General features: G+C 64.9%; 13 protein-coding genes. 5 read left to right on the top strand and 8 right to left on the bottom strand.

Annotated elements, in window-relative coordinates:
• Positions 1 to 34 precede the first annotated feature (34 nt).
• Positions 35 to 304, bottom strand: coding sequence for a 30S ribosomal protein S15 (gene rpsO / locus G3N61_RS19830; protein WP_043188860.1), 270 nt, complete (start codon positions 302 to 304; stop codon positions 35 to 37).
• A gap of 107 nt (positions 305 to 411) precedes the next feature.
• A complete protein-coding gene (locus G3N61_RS19825) occupies positions 412 to 1,671 on the bottom strand; it encodes a branched-chain amino acid ABC transporter substrate-binding protein (protein WP_089450958.1) in 1,260 nt (419 codons plus the stop codon).
• A gap of 168 nt (positions 1,672 to 1,839) precedes the next feature.
• On the opposite strand from G3N61_RS19825, the gene G3N61_RS19820 reads away from it, so the two are divergent.
• The 3 genes from G3N61_RS19820 (at position 1,840) to G3N61_RS19810 (ending at position 4,966) form a co-directional block, all read left to right on the top strand.
• Positions 1,840 to 2,352 (top strand): hypothetical protein, encoded by a 513-nt coding sequence (locus G3N61_RS19820; RefSeq protein ID WP_043188863.1) that lies wholly within the window; start codon positions 1,840 to 1,842, stop codon positions 2,350 to 2,352.
• Positions 2,353 to 2,735: 383 nt separating this feature from the next.
• On the top strand, positions 2,736 to 3,377 hold the full coding sequence (locus G3N61_RS19815; RefSeq protein WP_205823386.1) for a carbonic anhydrase: 642 nt from the start codon (positions 2,736 to 2,738) through the stop codon (positions 3,375 to 3,377).
• Between the two features lie 38 nt (positions 3,378 to 3,415).
• The gene (locus G3N61_RS19810; protein ID WP_205823385.1) at positions 3,416 to 4,966 is read left to right on the top strand and encodes a SulP family inorganic anion transporter; all 1,551 of its coding nucleotides are present in this window, start codon (positions 3,416 to 3,418) and stop codon (positions 4,964 to 4,966) included.
• 59 nt (positions 4,967 to 5,025) lie between these two features.
• On the opposite strand, the gene G3N61_RS19805 is transcribed toward G3N61_RS19810, so the two are convergent.
• The 6 genes from G3N61_RS19805 to G3N61_RS19780 all read right to left on the bottom strand — a co-directional run bounded on the left by G3N61_RS19805 (position 5,026) and on the right by G3N61_RS19780 (position 12,018).
• Complete coding sequence (locus G3N61_RS19805) at positions 5,026 to 6,570, bottom strand: 2-isopropylmalate synthase (protein ID WP_043188868.1); 1,545 nt, start codon at positions 6,568 to 6,570, stop codon at positions 5,026 to 5,028.
• Between the two features lie 315 nt (positions 6,571 to 6,885).
• A complete protein-coding gene (pssA, locus tag G3N61_RS19800; protein ID WP_043188870.1) occupies positions 6,886 to 7,752 on the bottom strand; it encodes a CDP-diacylglycerol--serine O-phosphatidyltransferase in 867 nt (288 codons plus the stop codon).
• A 15-nt stretch (positions 7,753 to 7,767) separates the two neighbouring features.
• Positions 7,768 to 8,412: a phosphatidylserine decarboxylase gene (locus G3N61_RS19795; protein ID WP_011352710.1), complete on the bottom strand. Its 645-nt coding sequence runs from the start codon at positions 8,410 to 8,412 to the stop codon at positions 7,768 to 7,770.
• Positions 8,413 to 8,539: 127 nt separating this feature from the next.
• The gene (gene ilvC, locus G3N61_RS19790; protein WP_043188872.1) at positions 8,540 to 9,556 is read right to left on the bottom strand and encodes a ketol-acid reductoisomerase; all 1,017 of its coding nucleotides are present in this window, start codon (positions 9,554 to 9,556) and stop codon (positions 8,540 to 8,542) included.
• 95 nt (positions 9,557 to 9,651) lie between these two features.
• Positions 9,652 to 10,143: an acetolactate synthase small subunit gene (gene ilvN / locus G3N61_RS19785; RefSeq protein ID WP_011352712.1), complete on the bottom strand. Its 492-nt coding sequence runs from the start codon at positions 10,141 to 10,143 to the stop codon at positions 9,652 to 9,654.
• 111 nt (positions 10,144 to 10,254) lie between these two features.
• Positions 10,255 to 12,018 (bottom strand): acetolactate synthase 3 catalytic subunit, encoded by a 1,764-nt coding sequence (locus G3N61_RS19780; protein ID WP_043188873.1) that lies wholly within the window; start codon positions 12,016 to 12,018, stop codon positions 10,255 to 10,257.
• 354 nt (positions 12,019 to 12,372) lie between these two features.
• Here G3N61_RS19780 and G3N61_RS19775 point away from each other — a divergent pair, with 354 nt between their 5' ends.
• Together G3N61_RS19775 and G3N61_RS19770 are read left to right on the top strand one after the other, a co-directional pair.
• Positions 12,373 to 12,936 (top strand): RNA polymerase sigma factor, encoded by a 564-nt coding sequence (locus G3N61_RS19775; protein WP_043188875.1) that lies wholly within the window; start codon positions 12,373 to 12,375, stop codon positions 12,934 to 12,936.
• On the top strand, positions 12,933 to 13,126 hold a 194-nt coding region (locus G3N61_RS19770), incomplete at its 3' end, for a DUF3619 family protein (RefSeq protein ID WP_205823384.1). The genes G3N61_RS19775 and G3N61_RS19770, both read left to right, overlap by 4 nt.

Here is a 13,126-nt window from a genome sequence, read left to right as displayed (position 1 = left end):
GACACAGGCATCTTGCTGGCGGCAATCGCCTCGATTACTTACGCAGACCCAGCTTCTCGATCAGTGCGCGGTAACGGTCGGCATCCTTGCCCTTGAGGTAGTCGAGCAGCTTGCGGCGGCGGCTCACCATGCGCAGCAGGCCGCGGCGGCTGTGGTGATCCTTCGCGTGGGTCTTGAAGTGACCCGTCAGTTCGACGATACGTGCGGTCAGCAGAGCGACCTGGACTTCGGGCGACCCCGTGTCGTTGGTAGCGCGGGCGAACTGAGCAACAACTTCCGACTTCTTGATATCTGCAACAGACATGTGATTTCCTTTCTAACTGAACAGGCGGACACGGAAGAATGGCCGTGCCGTGACTTACAACCGGCGCGCATTGTAGCACAACTCCGCGCCGTTCTTACCGCCCCCTGTCACGGGCGCGTCATCGAGCACGTGGACGGCATCTCCGTGCGTAGCGCCGGCACCGCGAGCACCGTCCGGAAGCCGTAGCCCGAACCCTCGTTGTCGAAGCGCACGCCCGGCGTGCCGACCTTGTCCATCTCCATCACGTAAAGGGGCTGGATCAACTGGTGATCCTGCGCGCGCATCCGCGACGCGTGGAAGCCATCGTCGAACGACAGGCCTTCGAGCGCGCGCGCAACCGCGACGGGGTCGGCCGACCCCGCGCGGTTCATCGCGGCAGCCAGCATCTCGACCATCAGGCTCATCCGGCGCACCGGATAGTCGTCCTGGGCGGCCGGAAAACGGTTCCGGAACGCGCGGTAGAACGCATCGGATTTCGCGCCGCCTGCGTTCGGGTGCCAGTCCGCCACGGCCACGACCCGCCCGACACCGGCGTCGCCGAGTGCCGCCGGCGCGCCGAGGCTGTTGCCGTAGAACGTATAGAACTTCGCATTGAGCCCCTGCTCGCGCGCCGCCTTCACGAGCAGCGTGAGATCGTTGCCCCAGTTGCCGGTCACGACGGCGTCGGCGCCGCTCGCGCGGATCTTCGCGATGTACGGCGAGAAATCCTTGATCCGGCCGATCGGGTGGAATTCGTCGCCGGCGATCGTCACGTCCGGGCGCCGCGCGGCCAGCGCCTGCCGTGCGAGCGCGCTGACGTCGTGGCCGAAACTGTAGTCCTGGTTCAGCAGGTAGACCTTGCGCAGCGCGCGGTCGCGCGCCATCACGTCCGCGAGCGCGGCCATCCGCATGCCCGCGTGCGCATCGAAGCGGAAATGCCAGAAACTGCAGCGCGCGCCGGTCAGCGCCGGATCGTCGGCTGAATAGTTGAGGAACAGCATCCGGTTGTCCGGATCGCGCGCGTTCAGCTTGTCGAGCGCCACGACGAGCGCGGCCGCGACGGCCGAGCTGTTGCCCTGCGTGACGAACCCGATGTGGCGGTCCGCGGCCGCGCGCAACTGCACGAGCGCCTCCTCGGGGCTGCCCTTGCTGTCGAGCACGACCAGTTCGAGCGGATGCGCACCGTCACGCAGCTTCACGCCGCCGGCCGCGTTGACCTGCTCGACGCCGAAGCGCAGGTTGCGCTCGACTGCCGCACCCGCGTTCGCGAACGGGCCTGACATCCCTTCGATCAACGCGATCCGCACCGGCTCGCCGCCGGCAAACGCGGACGACACCAGCATCCACCCCGCGCTCAACGCGAGCGCGCACCGCTTCCACCCCTGCATCGGCCACCTGCCCTTCAATCTGCCCGAGAAGCGCGGATCATAGGCCGGCGCCCGTGCCGCCCGCAAGCGCGACGGCGCCGGCGATCCGCACCGATTTTTTCCGCACGATGCGCGGCCGTGCGCCGTCCGTGATAAAACGGGAATTGTTTCCGTGTTCGGGAGAATCCCATGCGCATTCGCATTACCGCGCGCGTGCCGGTGCTGCTTGCCAGCGCTGCCGCGCTGCTGGCCGGTTGCGCGCAACCGTGGCAGCAATACCAGGCCGGCCAGGACGAGTCGGCGATCGTCGCGCGCATGGGCCCGCCGCGCGAGATCTACGACCTGCCCGGCGGCGGCAAGCGCCTGATGTGGCCGACCCAGCCGATGGGCGAAGTCACCGTCGCGGCCGACGTCGACGCGGCCCACAAGATCGTCAACGTACGCCAGGTCCTGCAGCCGAGCGAGTTCTATCGCGCGGAGATCGGCAAGTGGACGAAGACCGACGTCCTCGTCAACTTCGGACGCCCCGTCGAGACGTCCTACTTCCCGCTGATGAAGCGCGAGGTGTGGACCTATCGGTATCTCGAGGACAACGTCTGGTACATGATGTACAGCTTCTACTTCGATCCGCAGGGCATCCTGCGCATCACGCAGAAAACGCCCGACCCGCTGCACGACCCCGACCGCCGCAACCTGTTCTGACCGATTACGCATCGGCGCGCAATTTTCAACATGGCCATTCACGAATCATTGCGTGAATGGCCATTTCGTTTTTTCCGCTCTTCTATTTAATTCGGCAAATACGACGGAAATCTTTTCCGATCGATGACAAGCCGATGGCAATACGCTGACATCCCCGTCATGCGGGCCTTTGCGCGGAAACAGGCACACGCCGTGCATGTCATGCGGCGAAATGGTGCACGCAATGCACTACGCCAAATCAATTTGAAACAAATTGTTTCAGCACCCCCGAAGTGCTAGGGCATACCCCTAATATCAGTCGAAACCAAACCTTTCAATTTAGAAAGAATGCCATTGCGTCATTTCTGCCGATATTCGTTTGCCTTTATCACAAAGGAGTCCTCATGAATCGCCCCAAGAGCATGCTGGTTGCCAACATCGCCTGGGCCCGCGAAACGCGCGAATACACGCCCGGCTTCTTCGACGCGCTCGCGCGCGGCCAGAACCCGCGCGTGCTGTGGATCGGCTGCGCCGACAGCCGCGTGCCGGCCGAAACCATCACGCACTGCGCACCCGGCGAGCTGTTCGTCCATCGCAACATCGCGAACCTGTTCCATCCCGACGACGACAATTCCGCCAGCGTGCTCGAGTACGCGGTGCGCGTGCTGCAGGTCGACCACGTGATCGTGTGCGGGCACTACGGATGCGGCGGCGTACGCGCGTCGCTGCTGCCGCCGCCGTCCGACCTGCCGCACGTCGCACGCCGTATCGCACCGCTCTGCGCGCTCGCGCGGCGCCATCGCGACACGCTGGACGGGCTCGACGACACGGCCGCCGCCGACCGCCTCGCCGAACTCAACGTGCTTGAACAGGTGCGGCTGCTGCGCACGTCCCCGATCGTGCAGGGCCGCGAACGGCCGCCGCTCGTGCATGGCTGGATCTTTTCGCTCGCCGACGGCCGCCTGCTGGAGCTCGATTCCGGCTACACGACTCAGCCCGTCGACGTCGAACCGGCGCAGGTCGCGACGGCCGACGCGCTCGGCTGACCCACCCCGCCCCCAACGCCCATGAAATCGCCCCAACCATGAAACTGAACGAGCGCCTGTCCACCCTGCCGCGCGACATCGTCGCCGGCGTCGTCGTTTTCCTCGTCGCGCTGCCGCTGTGCCTCGGCATCGCCAATGCATCCGGCGTCGAACCGTTCGCCGGGCTCGTGTCCGGCATCGTCGGCGGGATCGTCGTCGCACTGCTGAGCGGCTCGTCGCTGTCCGTCAGCGGGCCGGCCGCCGGCCTCGTCGTGATCGTCGTCGAAGGGATCGCCCAACTCGGCAGCTTTTCCGCGTTCCTGCTCGCGGTCCTGCTGTCCGGCGTACTGCAGTTCGGGTTCGGCATGCTGCGCGCCGGCCGCTTCGCCGCCTATGTGCCGTCGCCCGTCATCAAGGGCATGCTCGCCGCAATCGGCCTGCTGCTGATCTTGAAGCAGGTTCCGTTCGCGTTCGGTATCGGCGGCTCGACCGCGCAATCGTTTGCGAGCTGGCCAGGCCTGCCGGTCGCGTGGGCCGCCACGGCCATCGCGCTCGCCTCGCTCGCGCTACTGGTCGCGTGGGACACGCCCGCGCTACGCCGCTTCGCGCTGGTGCGCTCGGTGCCGGCCCCGCTCGCGGTGGTCGTGCTGGGTATCGGCGCCACGCTGGTGCTGAGCGTCGTCGCACCGTCGGTCGCGCCGGGCGCCGCCCATCGCGTGACGCTGCCCGAACTCGGATCGTTCGCGGCCTTCGCGGCGTCGCTCAAGCATGCGGAGCTCGGGCCGAACTTCGCGCAGCTCGTCAATCCGGACGTGTGGCGCGTCGCCATCACGCTTGCGGTCGTCGCGAGCCTCGAAACGCTGCTGAGCCTCGAAGCGGTCGAGCAGATCGACCCGAAGCGCCGGCCGACCCAGCCCGATCGCGAGCTCAAGGCCCAGGGCGTCGGCAATCTCGTCGCGGGCGCGGTCGGCGGGCTGCCGATCACGTCGGTGATCGTGCGCAGCTCGGTCAACGTCAATGCGGGTGCACAGAGCCGGATGTCGGCGATCGTCCACGGGATGCTGCTGCTCGCGAGCGTGTTCGCGCTCACCGGCCTGATCAACCTGATCCCGCTCGCGAGCCTCGCCGCGATCCTGATCCACACCGGCTTCAAGCTCGCGAAACCGGCACTGTTCCGCGCGGTGATGAAACAGGGCCCGGCCGCGTTCGTGCCGTTCGCCGCGACCATCGCCGGCGTACTCGCGGTCGACCTGCTGTTCGGCATCGCGCTCGGCCTCGCATGCAGCGTGCTGGCAGTCGCCGTCGCGAACCTGAAGAGCCCCGTCACGCTCGCGCAGCACGACGACCACTTCCTGCTGTCGTTCCGCAAGGACGTGTCGTTTCTCGGCAAGGTCCAGGTCAAGCACCACCTGCGGCACATTCCCGACCGGGCCGCGGTGATCATCGACGCGACGCGCGCCGACTACATCGATCACGACGTGCTCGAACTGCTCGACGCGTTCGTCGCCGATGCGCCGCGACGCGGCATCGCGGTCGAGTTCCGGCGGCGCAGCCCGGCGCCCCGCACGGCCGCGCGCCGCTGGCTGTTCCGTGCACCGGCCGCCGAATGAGCGGCGCATGAAAAAACGCCCCGGCGGCACAGGGCCGCACGGGGCGTTTCGGCGATGCGTTATGCGCGCTGCGGATTGAGCTTGTCGTCCTTCGAATGCAGCTTGTTCAGTGCGGAGATGTACGCCTTGGCAGACGCAGCGACGATGTCCGGATCGGTGCCGACGCCGTTGACGATCCGCCCGCTCTTCGACAGCCGGACAGTCACCTCGCCCTGCGCCTGCGTCCCGGTCGTGATCGCGTTCACCGAGTACAGCAGCAGCTCGGAACCGCTGCCGACTTCGCTCTCGATCGCATTGAACGTCGCATCGACCGGACCGTTGCCACGGGCCTCGCCGGTCACTTCCTTGCCTTCGACCCCGAACACGACCTTCGCGTGCGGCTGCTCGCCCGTTTCCGAGTGCTGCGACAGCGACACGAACTTGAAGTGCTCCTGCTCGTGCGCGAGCGCCGATTCCTCGGACACGATCGCGATGATGTCCTCGTCGAAGATCTCGGCCTTGCGGTCGGCCAGATCCTTGAAGCGCATGAACGCGGCGTTCAGTTCGCTTTCGCTGTCGAGCGACACGCCGAGCTCCTGCAGGCGCTGCTTGAACGCGTTACGACCCGACAGCTTGCCGAGCACGATCTTGTTCGCGGTCCAGCCCACGTCTTCCGCGCGCATGATCTCGTAGGTGTCGCGCGCCTTCAGCACGCCGTCCTGGTGGATGCCCGATGCGTGCGCGAACGCGTTCGCACCGACCACCGCCTTGTTCGGCTGCACGACGAAACCGGTGATCTGCGACACGAGCTTCGACGTCGGCACGATCTGCGACGTGTCGATGCCGACGTCGAGACCGAAGTAGTCCTTGCGCGTCTTCACGGCCATCACGATTTCTTCGAGCGACGTATTGCCCGCGCGCTCGCCGAGACCGTTGATCGTGCACTCGACCTGACGCGCGCCACCGATCTTCACGCCGGCGAGCGAGTTCGCGACGGCCATCCCGAGGTCGTTATGGCAGTGCACCGAGAAGATCGCCTTGTCCGAATTCGGAATGCGTTCGCGCAGCGTCTTCACGAGGTTGCCGTACAGCTCCGGCACGCCATAGCCGACCGTGTCGGCGATGTTGATCGTCGTCGCGCCTTCGGCGATCACGGCTTCCAGCACGCGGCACAGGAAGTCGAGATCCGAACGGCTGCCGTCTTCCGGCGAGAATTCGACGTTGTCGGTGAACTTGCGCGCGAAGCGCACCGCGAGACGCGCCTGCTCGAACACCTGGTCCGGCGTCATGCGCAGCTTCTTCTCCATGTGCAGCGGCGACGTCGCGATGAACGTGTGGATCCGCGCGCTGTTGGCCGGCTTCAGCGCGTCGGCCGCACGCTGGATGTCCTTGTCGTTGGCGCGCGCCAGCGAGCAGATCGTGCTGTCCTTCACGAGACCGGCGATCGTGTGGATCGCGTCGAAATCGCCGTTCGAGCTGGCCGCGAAGCCGGCCTCGATCACGTCGACCTTCATCCGCTCGAGATGCTTCGCGATGCGGATTTTCTCTTCCTTCGTCATCGACGCACCGGGCGATTGTTCACCGTCACGCAACGTCGTATCGAAAATGATCAGCTTGTCTGTCATGGGGGGCTCCAGGGCTCTTTATACGGAAATCAAACGTAATGAGATCGCGCCACCGCTGGCGACGCTCAACAACAGACGAGGCTTGACGGGGGGCGAGAACGGTCAGCGCGGCAGGCGCGCCAAAGCTAGCGCGCGTAGCGGCGCACCGGCTAGAAGGAGGGAGAGGCGGGGAAATGCGGTCATGCCGAAGACTATAGCGGCATTCCGCTGGGTGCGCAATCGGACGGCACCCGGGGCTTGCGGCGGCCCGATTCGAAACAGGGGCAAAAGAAAACGGCGGCCTGGAGGCCGCCGTTTCCGGGCGAGAAACCCGCGTCAGTGATCGCGCTGCGACGAGCGCGCCGGATTCGCGCGCCCACGCACGGCCTGATAGGCCCAGAACACGTAGCCGGACAGCCCGTACAGCACGAACAGGCAGAACAGCATCAGCGGCGGATCGGACGACACCAGCACGAACGCGACGACGACCAGCAGGATCGCCGCGAACGGCACGCGGTGCCGCACGTCGAGCGCCTTGCCGCTGTAGAACGGCGCGTTCGACACCATCGTCACGCCCGCGTAAATCGTCAGCGCGAACGCGACCCACGGCAGCCAGCCGAGCTTCATCGGCACGCGGTTGTCGGTGGCGAGCCACACGAAGCCGGCGATCAGCGCGGCGGCCGCCGGGCTCGGCAGCCCTTGGAAGAAACGCTTGTCGACGCTGCCGATGTTCGTGTTGAAACGCGCGAGCCGCAGCGCAGCGCCCGAGCAATAGACGAATGCAGCGAGCCAGCCCCAGCGGCCGAGATCCTTCAGCACCCACTCGTACATCACGAGCGCGGGTGCGACGCCGAACGACACCATGTCCGACAGGCTGTCGAACTGCTCGCCGAACGCGCTCTGCGTATGCGTCATGCGCGCGACGCGCCCGTCCATCCCGTCGAGCACCATCGCGACGAAGATCGCGATCGCGGCGATCTCGAAGCGCACGTTCATCGCCTGCACGACCGCGAAGAAGCCGCAGAACAGCGCGGCGGTCGTGAACGCGTTCGGCAGCAGATAGATGCCGCGCGTCTTCAGGAACCGCTGGCGTGCAGCACGGCGGCTCTCGATGGGCACCGGATCGGGCGCCATCACCTTGTTGCGGCGGAACGGGCGTGGCGTCTGGCCGTTGCGCGGCCGACGCGGTTTGAATGCGGCCATCGTGCGCCCCGCCGCTTACTGTTCGAGCTCGGCGAGGATCGTCGACGACGCGTAGACCTTCTCGCCGATCGACACCTTCGCGCGGCTGCCGAGCGGCAGGTACACGTCGACGCGCGAACCGAAGCGGATGAAACCGTAGCGCTGGCCGCGCGACAGCGGTTCGCCGGCGCGCACGTAGCAGAGGATCCGGCGTGCAACGAGGCCCGCGATCTGCACGGCGGTCACGGTCTTGCCGCTCGCCGTCTGGATCACGACCGCATTGCGTTCGTTTTCCGTCGACGCCTTGTCGATCGCCGCGTTCAGGAACGCGCCCGGGAAGTACTCGACCTTGGAGATCGCGCCATCGACCGGCGAACGCTGCGAATGGACGTTGAAGACATTCATGAACACGCTGATCTTCAGCGCTTCGCGGTTCGCGTACGGGTCCTGCGCGGTCTCCACCGCCACGATGCGGCCGTCTGCCGGGCACAGCACCGCATTCGGCTGCGCCGGGATCGGGCGCTGCGGATCGCGGAAGAACTGGACGACGAAGACGAGCAGCAGCCAGAACGGCCACGCGAAGCCGAAGCCCCCGACGGCATGGATCAACAGCGCGATGACGGCTGCAATCGCGATGAACGGCCAGCCTTCGCGCGCGATGATCGGATGAGGATAGTTCATGGATTCGTTCTGTGTTCGGTGAATTGCAAAGCCCGTAGGATAGCAAAAGCCGCCCGGGGCACTGCTGCCTTCGGGCGGCTTTTTGGTACCGGCCCTCTATTCGAGGGGCCGGAACAGCTCGCGGAGCTTAGTTCTTCGTCTGGTCGACGAGCTTGTTCTTCGCGATCCACGGCATCATTGCGCGCAGCTTCGAACCGACCTGCTCGATCTGGTGCTCGGCCGTCAGGCGGCGGCGCGACTGCAGCGTCGGTGCGCCTGCCTTGTTCTCGAGAATGAAGCTCTTCGCGTACTCGCCCGTCTGGATGTCGGTCAGGCACTGCTTCATCGCCTTCTTCGTCTCTTCCGTGACGATGCGCGGGCCCGTCACGTACTCGCCGTACTCGGCGTTGTTCGAGATCGAGTAGTTCATGTTCGCGATGCCGCCTTCGTAGATCAGGTCGACGATCAGCTTCAGTTCGTGCAGGCACTCGAAGTACGCCATTTCCGGCGCGTAGCCTGCTTCGACCAGCGTCTCGAAGCCAGCCTTGATCAGCTCGACGGTACCGCCGCACAGCACGGCCTGCTCGCCGAACAGGTCGGTTTCGGTTTCTTCACGGAAGTTGGTTTCGATGATGCCTGCACGGCCGCCGCCGTTCGCTGCCGCGTACGACAGCGCGATGTCGCGTGCCGCGCCCGACTTGTTCTGCGCAACCGCGATCAGGTGCGGCACGCCGCCACCTTGCGAGTACGTGCCGCGAACCGTGTGGCCCGGTGCCTTCGGCGCGATCATGATCACGTCGAGGTCGGCACGCGGGATCACCGCGCCGTAGTGGACGTTGAAGCCGTGCGCGAATGCCAGCGCCGCGCCCTGCTTGATGTTCGCGTGGACTTCCTTCGCGTACACGTCGGCGATCTGCTCGTCCGGCAGCAGCATCATCACGACGTCGGCGCCCTTCACCGCTTCCGCGACTTCCTTGACCGACAGGCCGGCGTTTTCGGCCTTGCTCCACGACGCGCCGCCCTTGCGCAGGCCGACCGTCACGTTCACGCCGCTGTCCTTCAGGTTCAGCGCGTGTGCATGGCCTTGCGAGCCGTAGCCGATGATCGTGACTTGCTTGCCCTTGATGAGGGAGAGGTCAGCGTCTTTGTCGTAGAAAACGTTCATGATGGTTCCTTCGCTAATTCAAAAATTCAACAATTCGTTCGGATGGAGTACTGCGGGCCGGGACATGACGGCGCACCCGGCGTGCCTGTCTGGCATCACACCTTCAGGATGCGCTCGCCGCGTCCGATGCCGGAGCTGCCGGTGCGCACGGTCTCTAGGATCGCGCCCGCGTCCAGCCCCTGGATGAATGCGTCGAGCTTGTCGCTCGCGCCCGTCAATTCGATCGTGTAGGTCTTTTCGGTCACGTCGATGATGCGGCCGCGGAAAATGTCCGCCATCCGCTTCATTTCTTCGCGCTCCTTGCCCACTGCACGTACCTTGATCAGCATCAGCTCGCGTTCGATGTGTGCACCGTCGGTCAGGTCCACCACTTTCACCACCTCGATCAGGCGGTTCAGATGCTTCGTGATCTGTTCGATCACGTCGTCGGAGCCAATGGAAACGATGGTGAGCCGCGACAGCGATTGGTCTTCGGTCGGCGCCACCGTCAAGGTTTCGATGTTGTAGCCGCGTGCGGAAAACAGACCGACGACGCGCGACAGCGCGCCCGGTTCGTTCTCCAGCAGGACGGAAATGATGTGTCTCATGTTCGCTTCTTCCAGAATGTGTCCGTGTCGATTCACCCGCGCCGCGCGCCGCCGCATGCCGCTCCACCCTTCGTGAAGGCGGGCCGCAGGGGCCGGGCGCGCGTCGCGCCGTTACAGATCTTCCGATCCGAGCAGCATCTCGGTGATGCCCTTGCCGGCCTGTACCATCGGCCAGACGTTTTCGGTCGGATCGGTCTGGAAGTCGAGAAACACGGTGCGGTCCTTCAGGCGCAGCGCTTCCTTCAGCGCCGGCTCCACATCCGAGGTCTTTTCGATCCGCATGCCGACGTGGCCGTATGCCTCGGCGAGCTTCACGAAATCAGGCAGCGCATCCATGTACGAATGCGAATAGCGCTTGCTGTATTCGATCTGCTGCCACTGGCGGACCATGCCGAGATAGCGGTTGTTCAGCGAAATGATCTTCACGGGCGTGTCGTACTGCAGGCAGGTCGACAGTTCCTGGATGCACATCTGGATCGAGCCTTCGCCCGTGATGCACAGCACGTCGTCGTCCGGGTGCGCCATCTTGACGCCCATCGCTGCCGGCAGGCCGAAGCCCATCGTGCCGAGGCCGCCGGAGTTGATCCAGCGACGCGGCTTGTTGAAGCGGTAGAACTGCGCCGCCCACATCTGGTGCTGGCCGACGTCCGAGCACACGAACGCATTGCCGTCCGTCAGCTCCCACGCCTTCTCCACCACGTACTGCGGCTTGATGATCTCGCTTTCGCGGTCGTATTTCAGGCAGTCCTTCGAGCGCCAGCCCTCGATGTCCTTCCACCATTGCGCGAGCGCCTCGGTGTCGGGGCCATGCTCGGCCGTCTGCAGCTGCTCGATCAGCTCCTTCAGCACTTCCTTCACGTCGCCGACGATCGGGATGTCGACCTTCACACGCTTCGAGATCGACGACGGGTCGATGTCGATGTGGATGATCTTGCGCGGACGCGACGCGAAGTGCGCCGGATCGCCGATCACGCGGTCGTCGAAGCGGGCACCGATCGCGATCAGCACGTCGCAGTGCTGCATCGCCATGTTCGCTTCGTAGGTGCCGTGCATGCCGAGCATGCCGAGGAATTTCTTGTCCGACGCGCGATAGCCGCCGAGGCCCATCAGCGTGTTCGTGACCGGGTAGCCGAGCAGGTCCGCGAACTGGTTCAGTTCACGCGACGCGTCGGCGAGGATGATGCCGCCACCCGTGTAGATGTACGGACGCTTCGCCGTCAGCAGCAGCGACACGGCCTTGCGGATCTGGCCCGAATGGCCCTTCGTGACGGGATTGTACGAACGCAGCGACACGCTCTTGACGGGCTCGTACTGGCACGGCGTCTTCGAGATGTCTTTCGGAATGTCGATCAGCACCGGGCCCGGACGGCCGGTGCGGGCGATATAGAACGCCTTCTTGACGGTTTCCGCGAGGTCGCGCACGTCCTTCACGAGGAAGTTGTGCTTCACGCACGGACGCGTGATGCCGACGGTGTCGCACTCCTGGAAGGCATCCTGGCCGATCGCGGCCGTGGGCACCTGGCCGCTGATCACGACCATCGGGATCGAATCCATGTACGCCGTGGCGATGCCGGTCACCGCATTGGTGACACCGGGGCCCGACGTCACGAGACAGACGCCGACATTGCCGGTGGAACGCGCATACGCATCGGCTGCGTGCACGGCCGCCTGTTCGTGGCGCACCAGCACGTGCTGAATCTTGTCCTGCTTGTAAAGCTCGTCGTAGATGTAGAGTACCGAGCCGCCGGGGTAGCCCCAGATGAATTCGACGTTTTCATCGGCCAGTGCCTTCATGAGCACGGTACCGCCGATGGAGTCGCTATCGGGAGGGGAAAGGGGTTCCGACGTGGAGAATTCCGCGCTGGGCATGTTCATTTTGACCTTTCGAATTTTCGGCAAAAAATTGATCGGGTGCTCTCTGCCGGGCTTGTGGCTCGGGTTCAAGCGGCGCGTCCAGTTTGAAGGGCAGGCTTCTTGGGCCAGCCTCAAATGAGACCATCACTTCATGTTGCGAATCATTGACGATAGCGGGTCGCGATTGGGTCGTCAAGCAAAATATCCCGCAGCGCATCATGGGTACCGCCCGGCACCCGTCGCCGCGGCTCGCGCGCAACGTGCGGCGCCCAACCCGGTGCCAAGCGGCCCGAAAATTTGATAGCATCCGCGGGTTTTACGAAATTTTTCGACCTTTTACACCACGCAGCGGTCCGCAGCGCATACCTTCACGGAATGGCATCAGACAAGGAACTCGCCGACTTTCTGGCGGGCGTCGAAAGGCGCGCGTTCAAGCAGGCTGCGTACGCCGTGCGTGACGACGATGCGTCGCTCGACATCGTGCAGGACGCGATGATCAAGCTTGCGGAGAAGTACGGCGACCGGCCGGCGGCCGAATTGCCGCTGCTTTTTCAGCGGATCCTGCAAAACGCGATCCACGACTGGTTCCGCCGTCAGAAAGTCCGCAACACGTGGGTCACGCTCTTCTCGTCGCTGAACAACACCGACGACGACGACTTCGACCCCCTCGAAACACTCGAATCCGCGAACGACAACGTGGGCGTCGAGAGCAGCGAGCACCGCCTCGAACGAGAGCAGGTTCTGGCCCTGATCGACGAAGAAATCCAGAAACTTCCGGCGCGTCAACGGGAAGCGTTCCTGATGCGTTATTGGGAAGATATGGATGTCGCCGAGACTGCCGCCGCAATGGGGTGCTCCGAGGGCAGCGTGAAGACGCACTGCTCACGAGCCACCCATACGCTGGCGCACGCGCTCAAGGCCAAAGGAATCACGCTATGAGCTCCGCTCCCGCAAATCGAGAACACGAATTCGCGCTGAAGGTGCGCCGCGCGCTGGACGAGCGCGCGGCCGACCTGCCTGCCGCGACCACCGACCGTCTGGCCGTCGCCCGCCGGGCTGCGCTCGCGCGCAAGAAGCCCGAACCCGCGACCGTGCCGGTGTTCGTGCCGGCCTTCGCCGGCGCGGCCGG

The organism is Burkholderia sp. Ac-20349, from assembly GCF_017104865.1.
Taxonomy (GTDB): Bacteria; Pseudomonadota; Gammaproteobacteria; order Burkholderiales; family Burkholderiaceae; genus Burkholderia; species Burkholderia aenigmatica.
This window is presented reverse-complemented; position numbering and strand designations above follow the sequence as displayed.

What these genes read in the sequence shown, in the direction of transcription:
- G3N61_RS19815 (WP_205823386.1), top strand. Translation starts at nt 2,736, where the DNA reads ATGAATCGCCCCAAGAGCATGCTGGTTGCCAACATCGCCTGGGCCCGC.
- G3N61_RS19820 (WP_043188863.1), top strand. Translation starts at nt 1,840, where the DNA reads ATGCGCATTCGCATTACCGCGCGCGTGCCGGTGCTGCTTGCCAGCGCT.
- rpsO (WP_043188860.1), bottom strand. Translation starts at nt 304, where the DNA reads ATGTCTGTTGCAGATATCAAGAAGTCGGAAGTTGTTGCTCAGTTCGCC.
- ilvC (WP_043188872.1), bottom strand. Translation starts at nt 9,556, where the DNA reads ATGAACGTTTTCTACGACAAAGACGCTGACCTCTCCCTCATCAAGGGC.
- G3N61_RS19805 (WP_043188868.1), bottom strand. Translation starts at nt 6,570, where the DNA reads ATGACAGACAAGCTGATCATTTTCGATACGACGTTGCGTGACGGTGAA.
- ilvN (WP_011352712.1), bottom strand. Translation starts at nt 10,143, where the DNA reads ATGAGACACATCATTTCCGTCCTGCTGGAGAACGAACCGGGCGCGCTG.
- pssA (WP_043188870.1), bottom strand. Translation starts at nt 7,752, where the DNA reads ATGGCCGCATTCAAACCGCGTCGGCCGCGCAACGGCCAGACGCCACGC.
- G3N61_RS19810 (WP_205823385.1), top strand. Translation starts at nt 3,416, where the DNA reads ATGAAACTGAACGAGCGCCTGTCCACCCTGCCGCGCGACATCGTCGCC.
- G3N61_RS19795 (WP_011352710.1), bottom strand. Translation starts at nt 8,412, where the DNA reads ATGAACTATCCTCATCCGATCATCGCGCGCGAAGGCTGGCCGTTCATC.
- G3N61_RS19825 (WP_089450958.1), bottom strand. Translation starts at nt 1,671, where the DNA reads ATGCAGGGGTGGAAGCGGTGCGCGCTCGCGTTGAGCGCGGGGTGGATG.
- G3N61_RS19780 (WP_043188873.1), bottom strand. Translation starts at nt 12,018, where the DNA reads ATGAACATGCCCAGCGCGGAATTCTCCACGTCGGAACCCCTTTCCCCT.
- G3N61_RS19775 (WP_043188875.1), top strand. Translation starts at nt 12,373, where the DNA reads ATGGCATCAGACAAGGAACTCGCCGACTTTCTGGCGGGCGTCGAAAGG.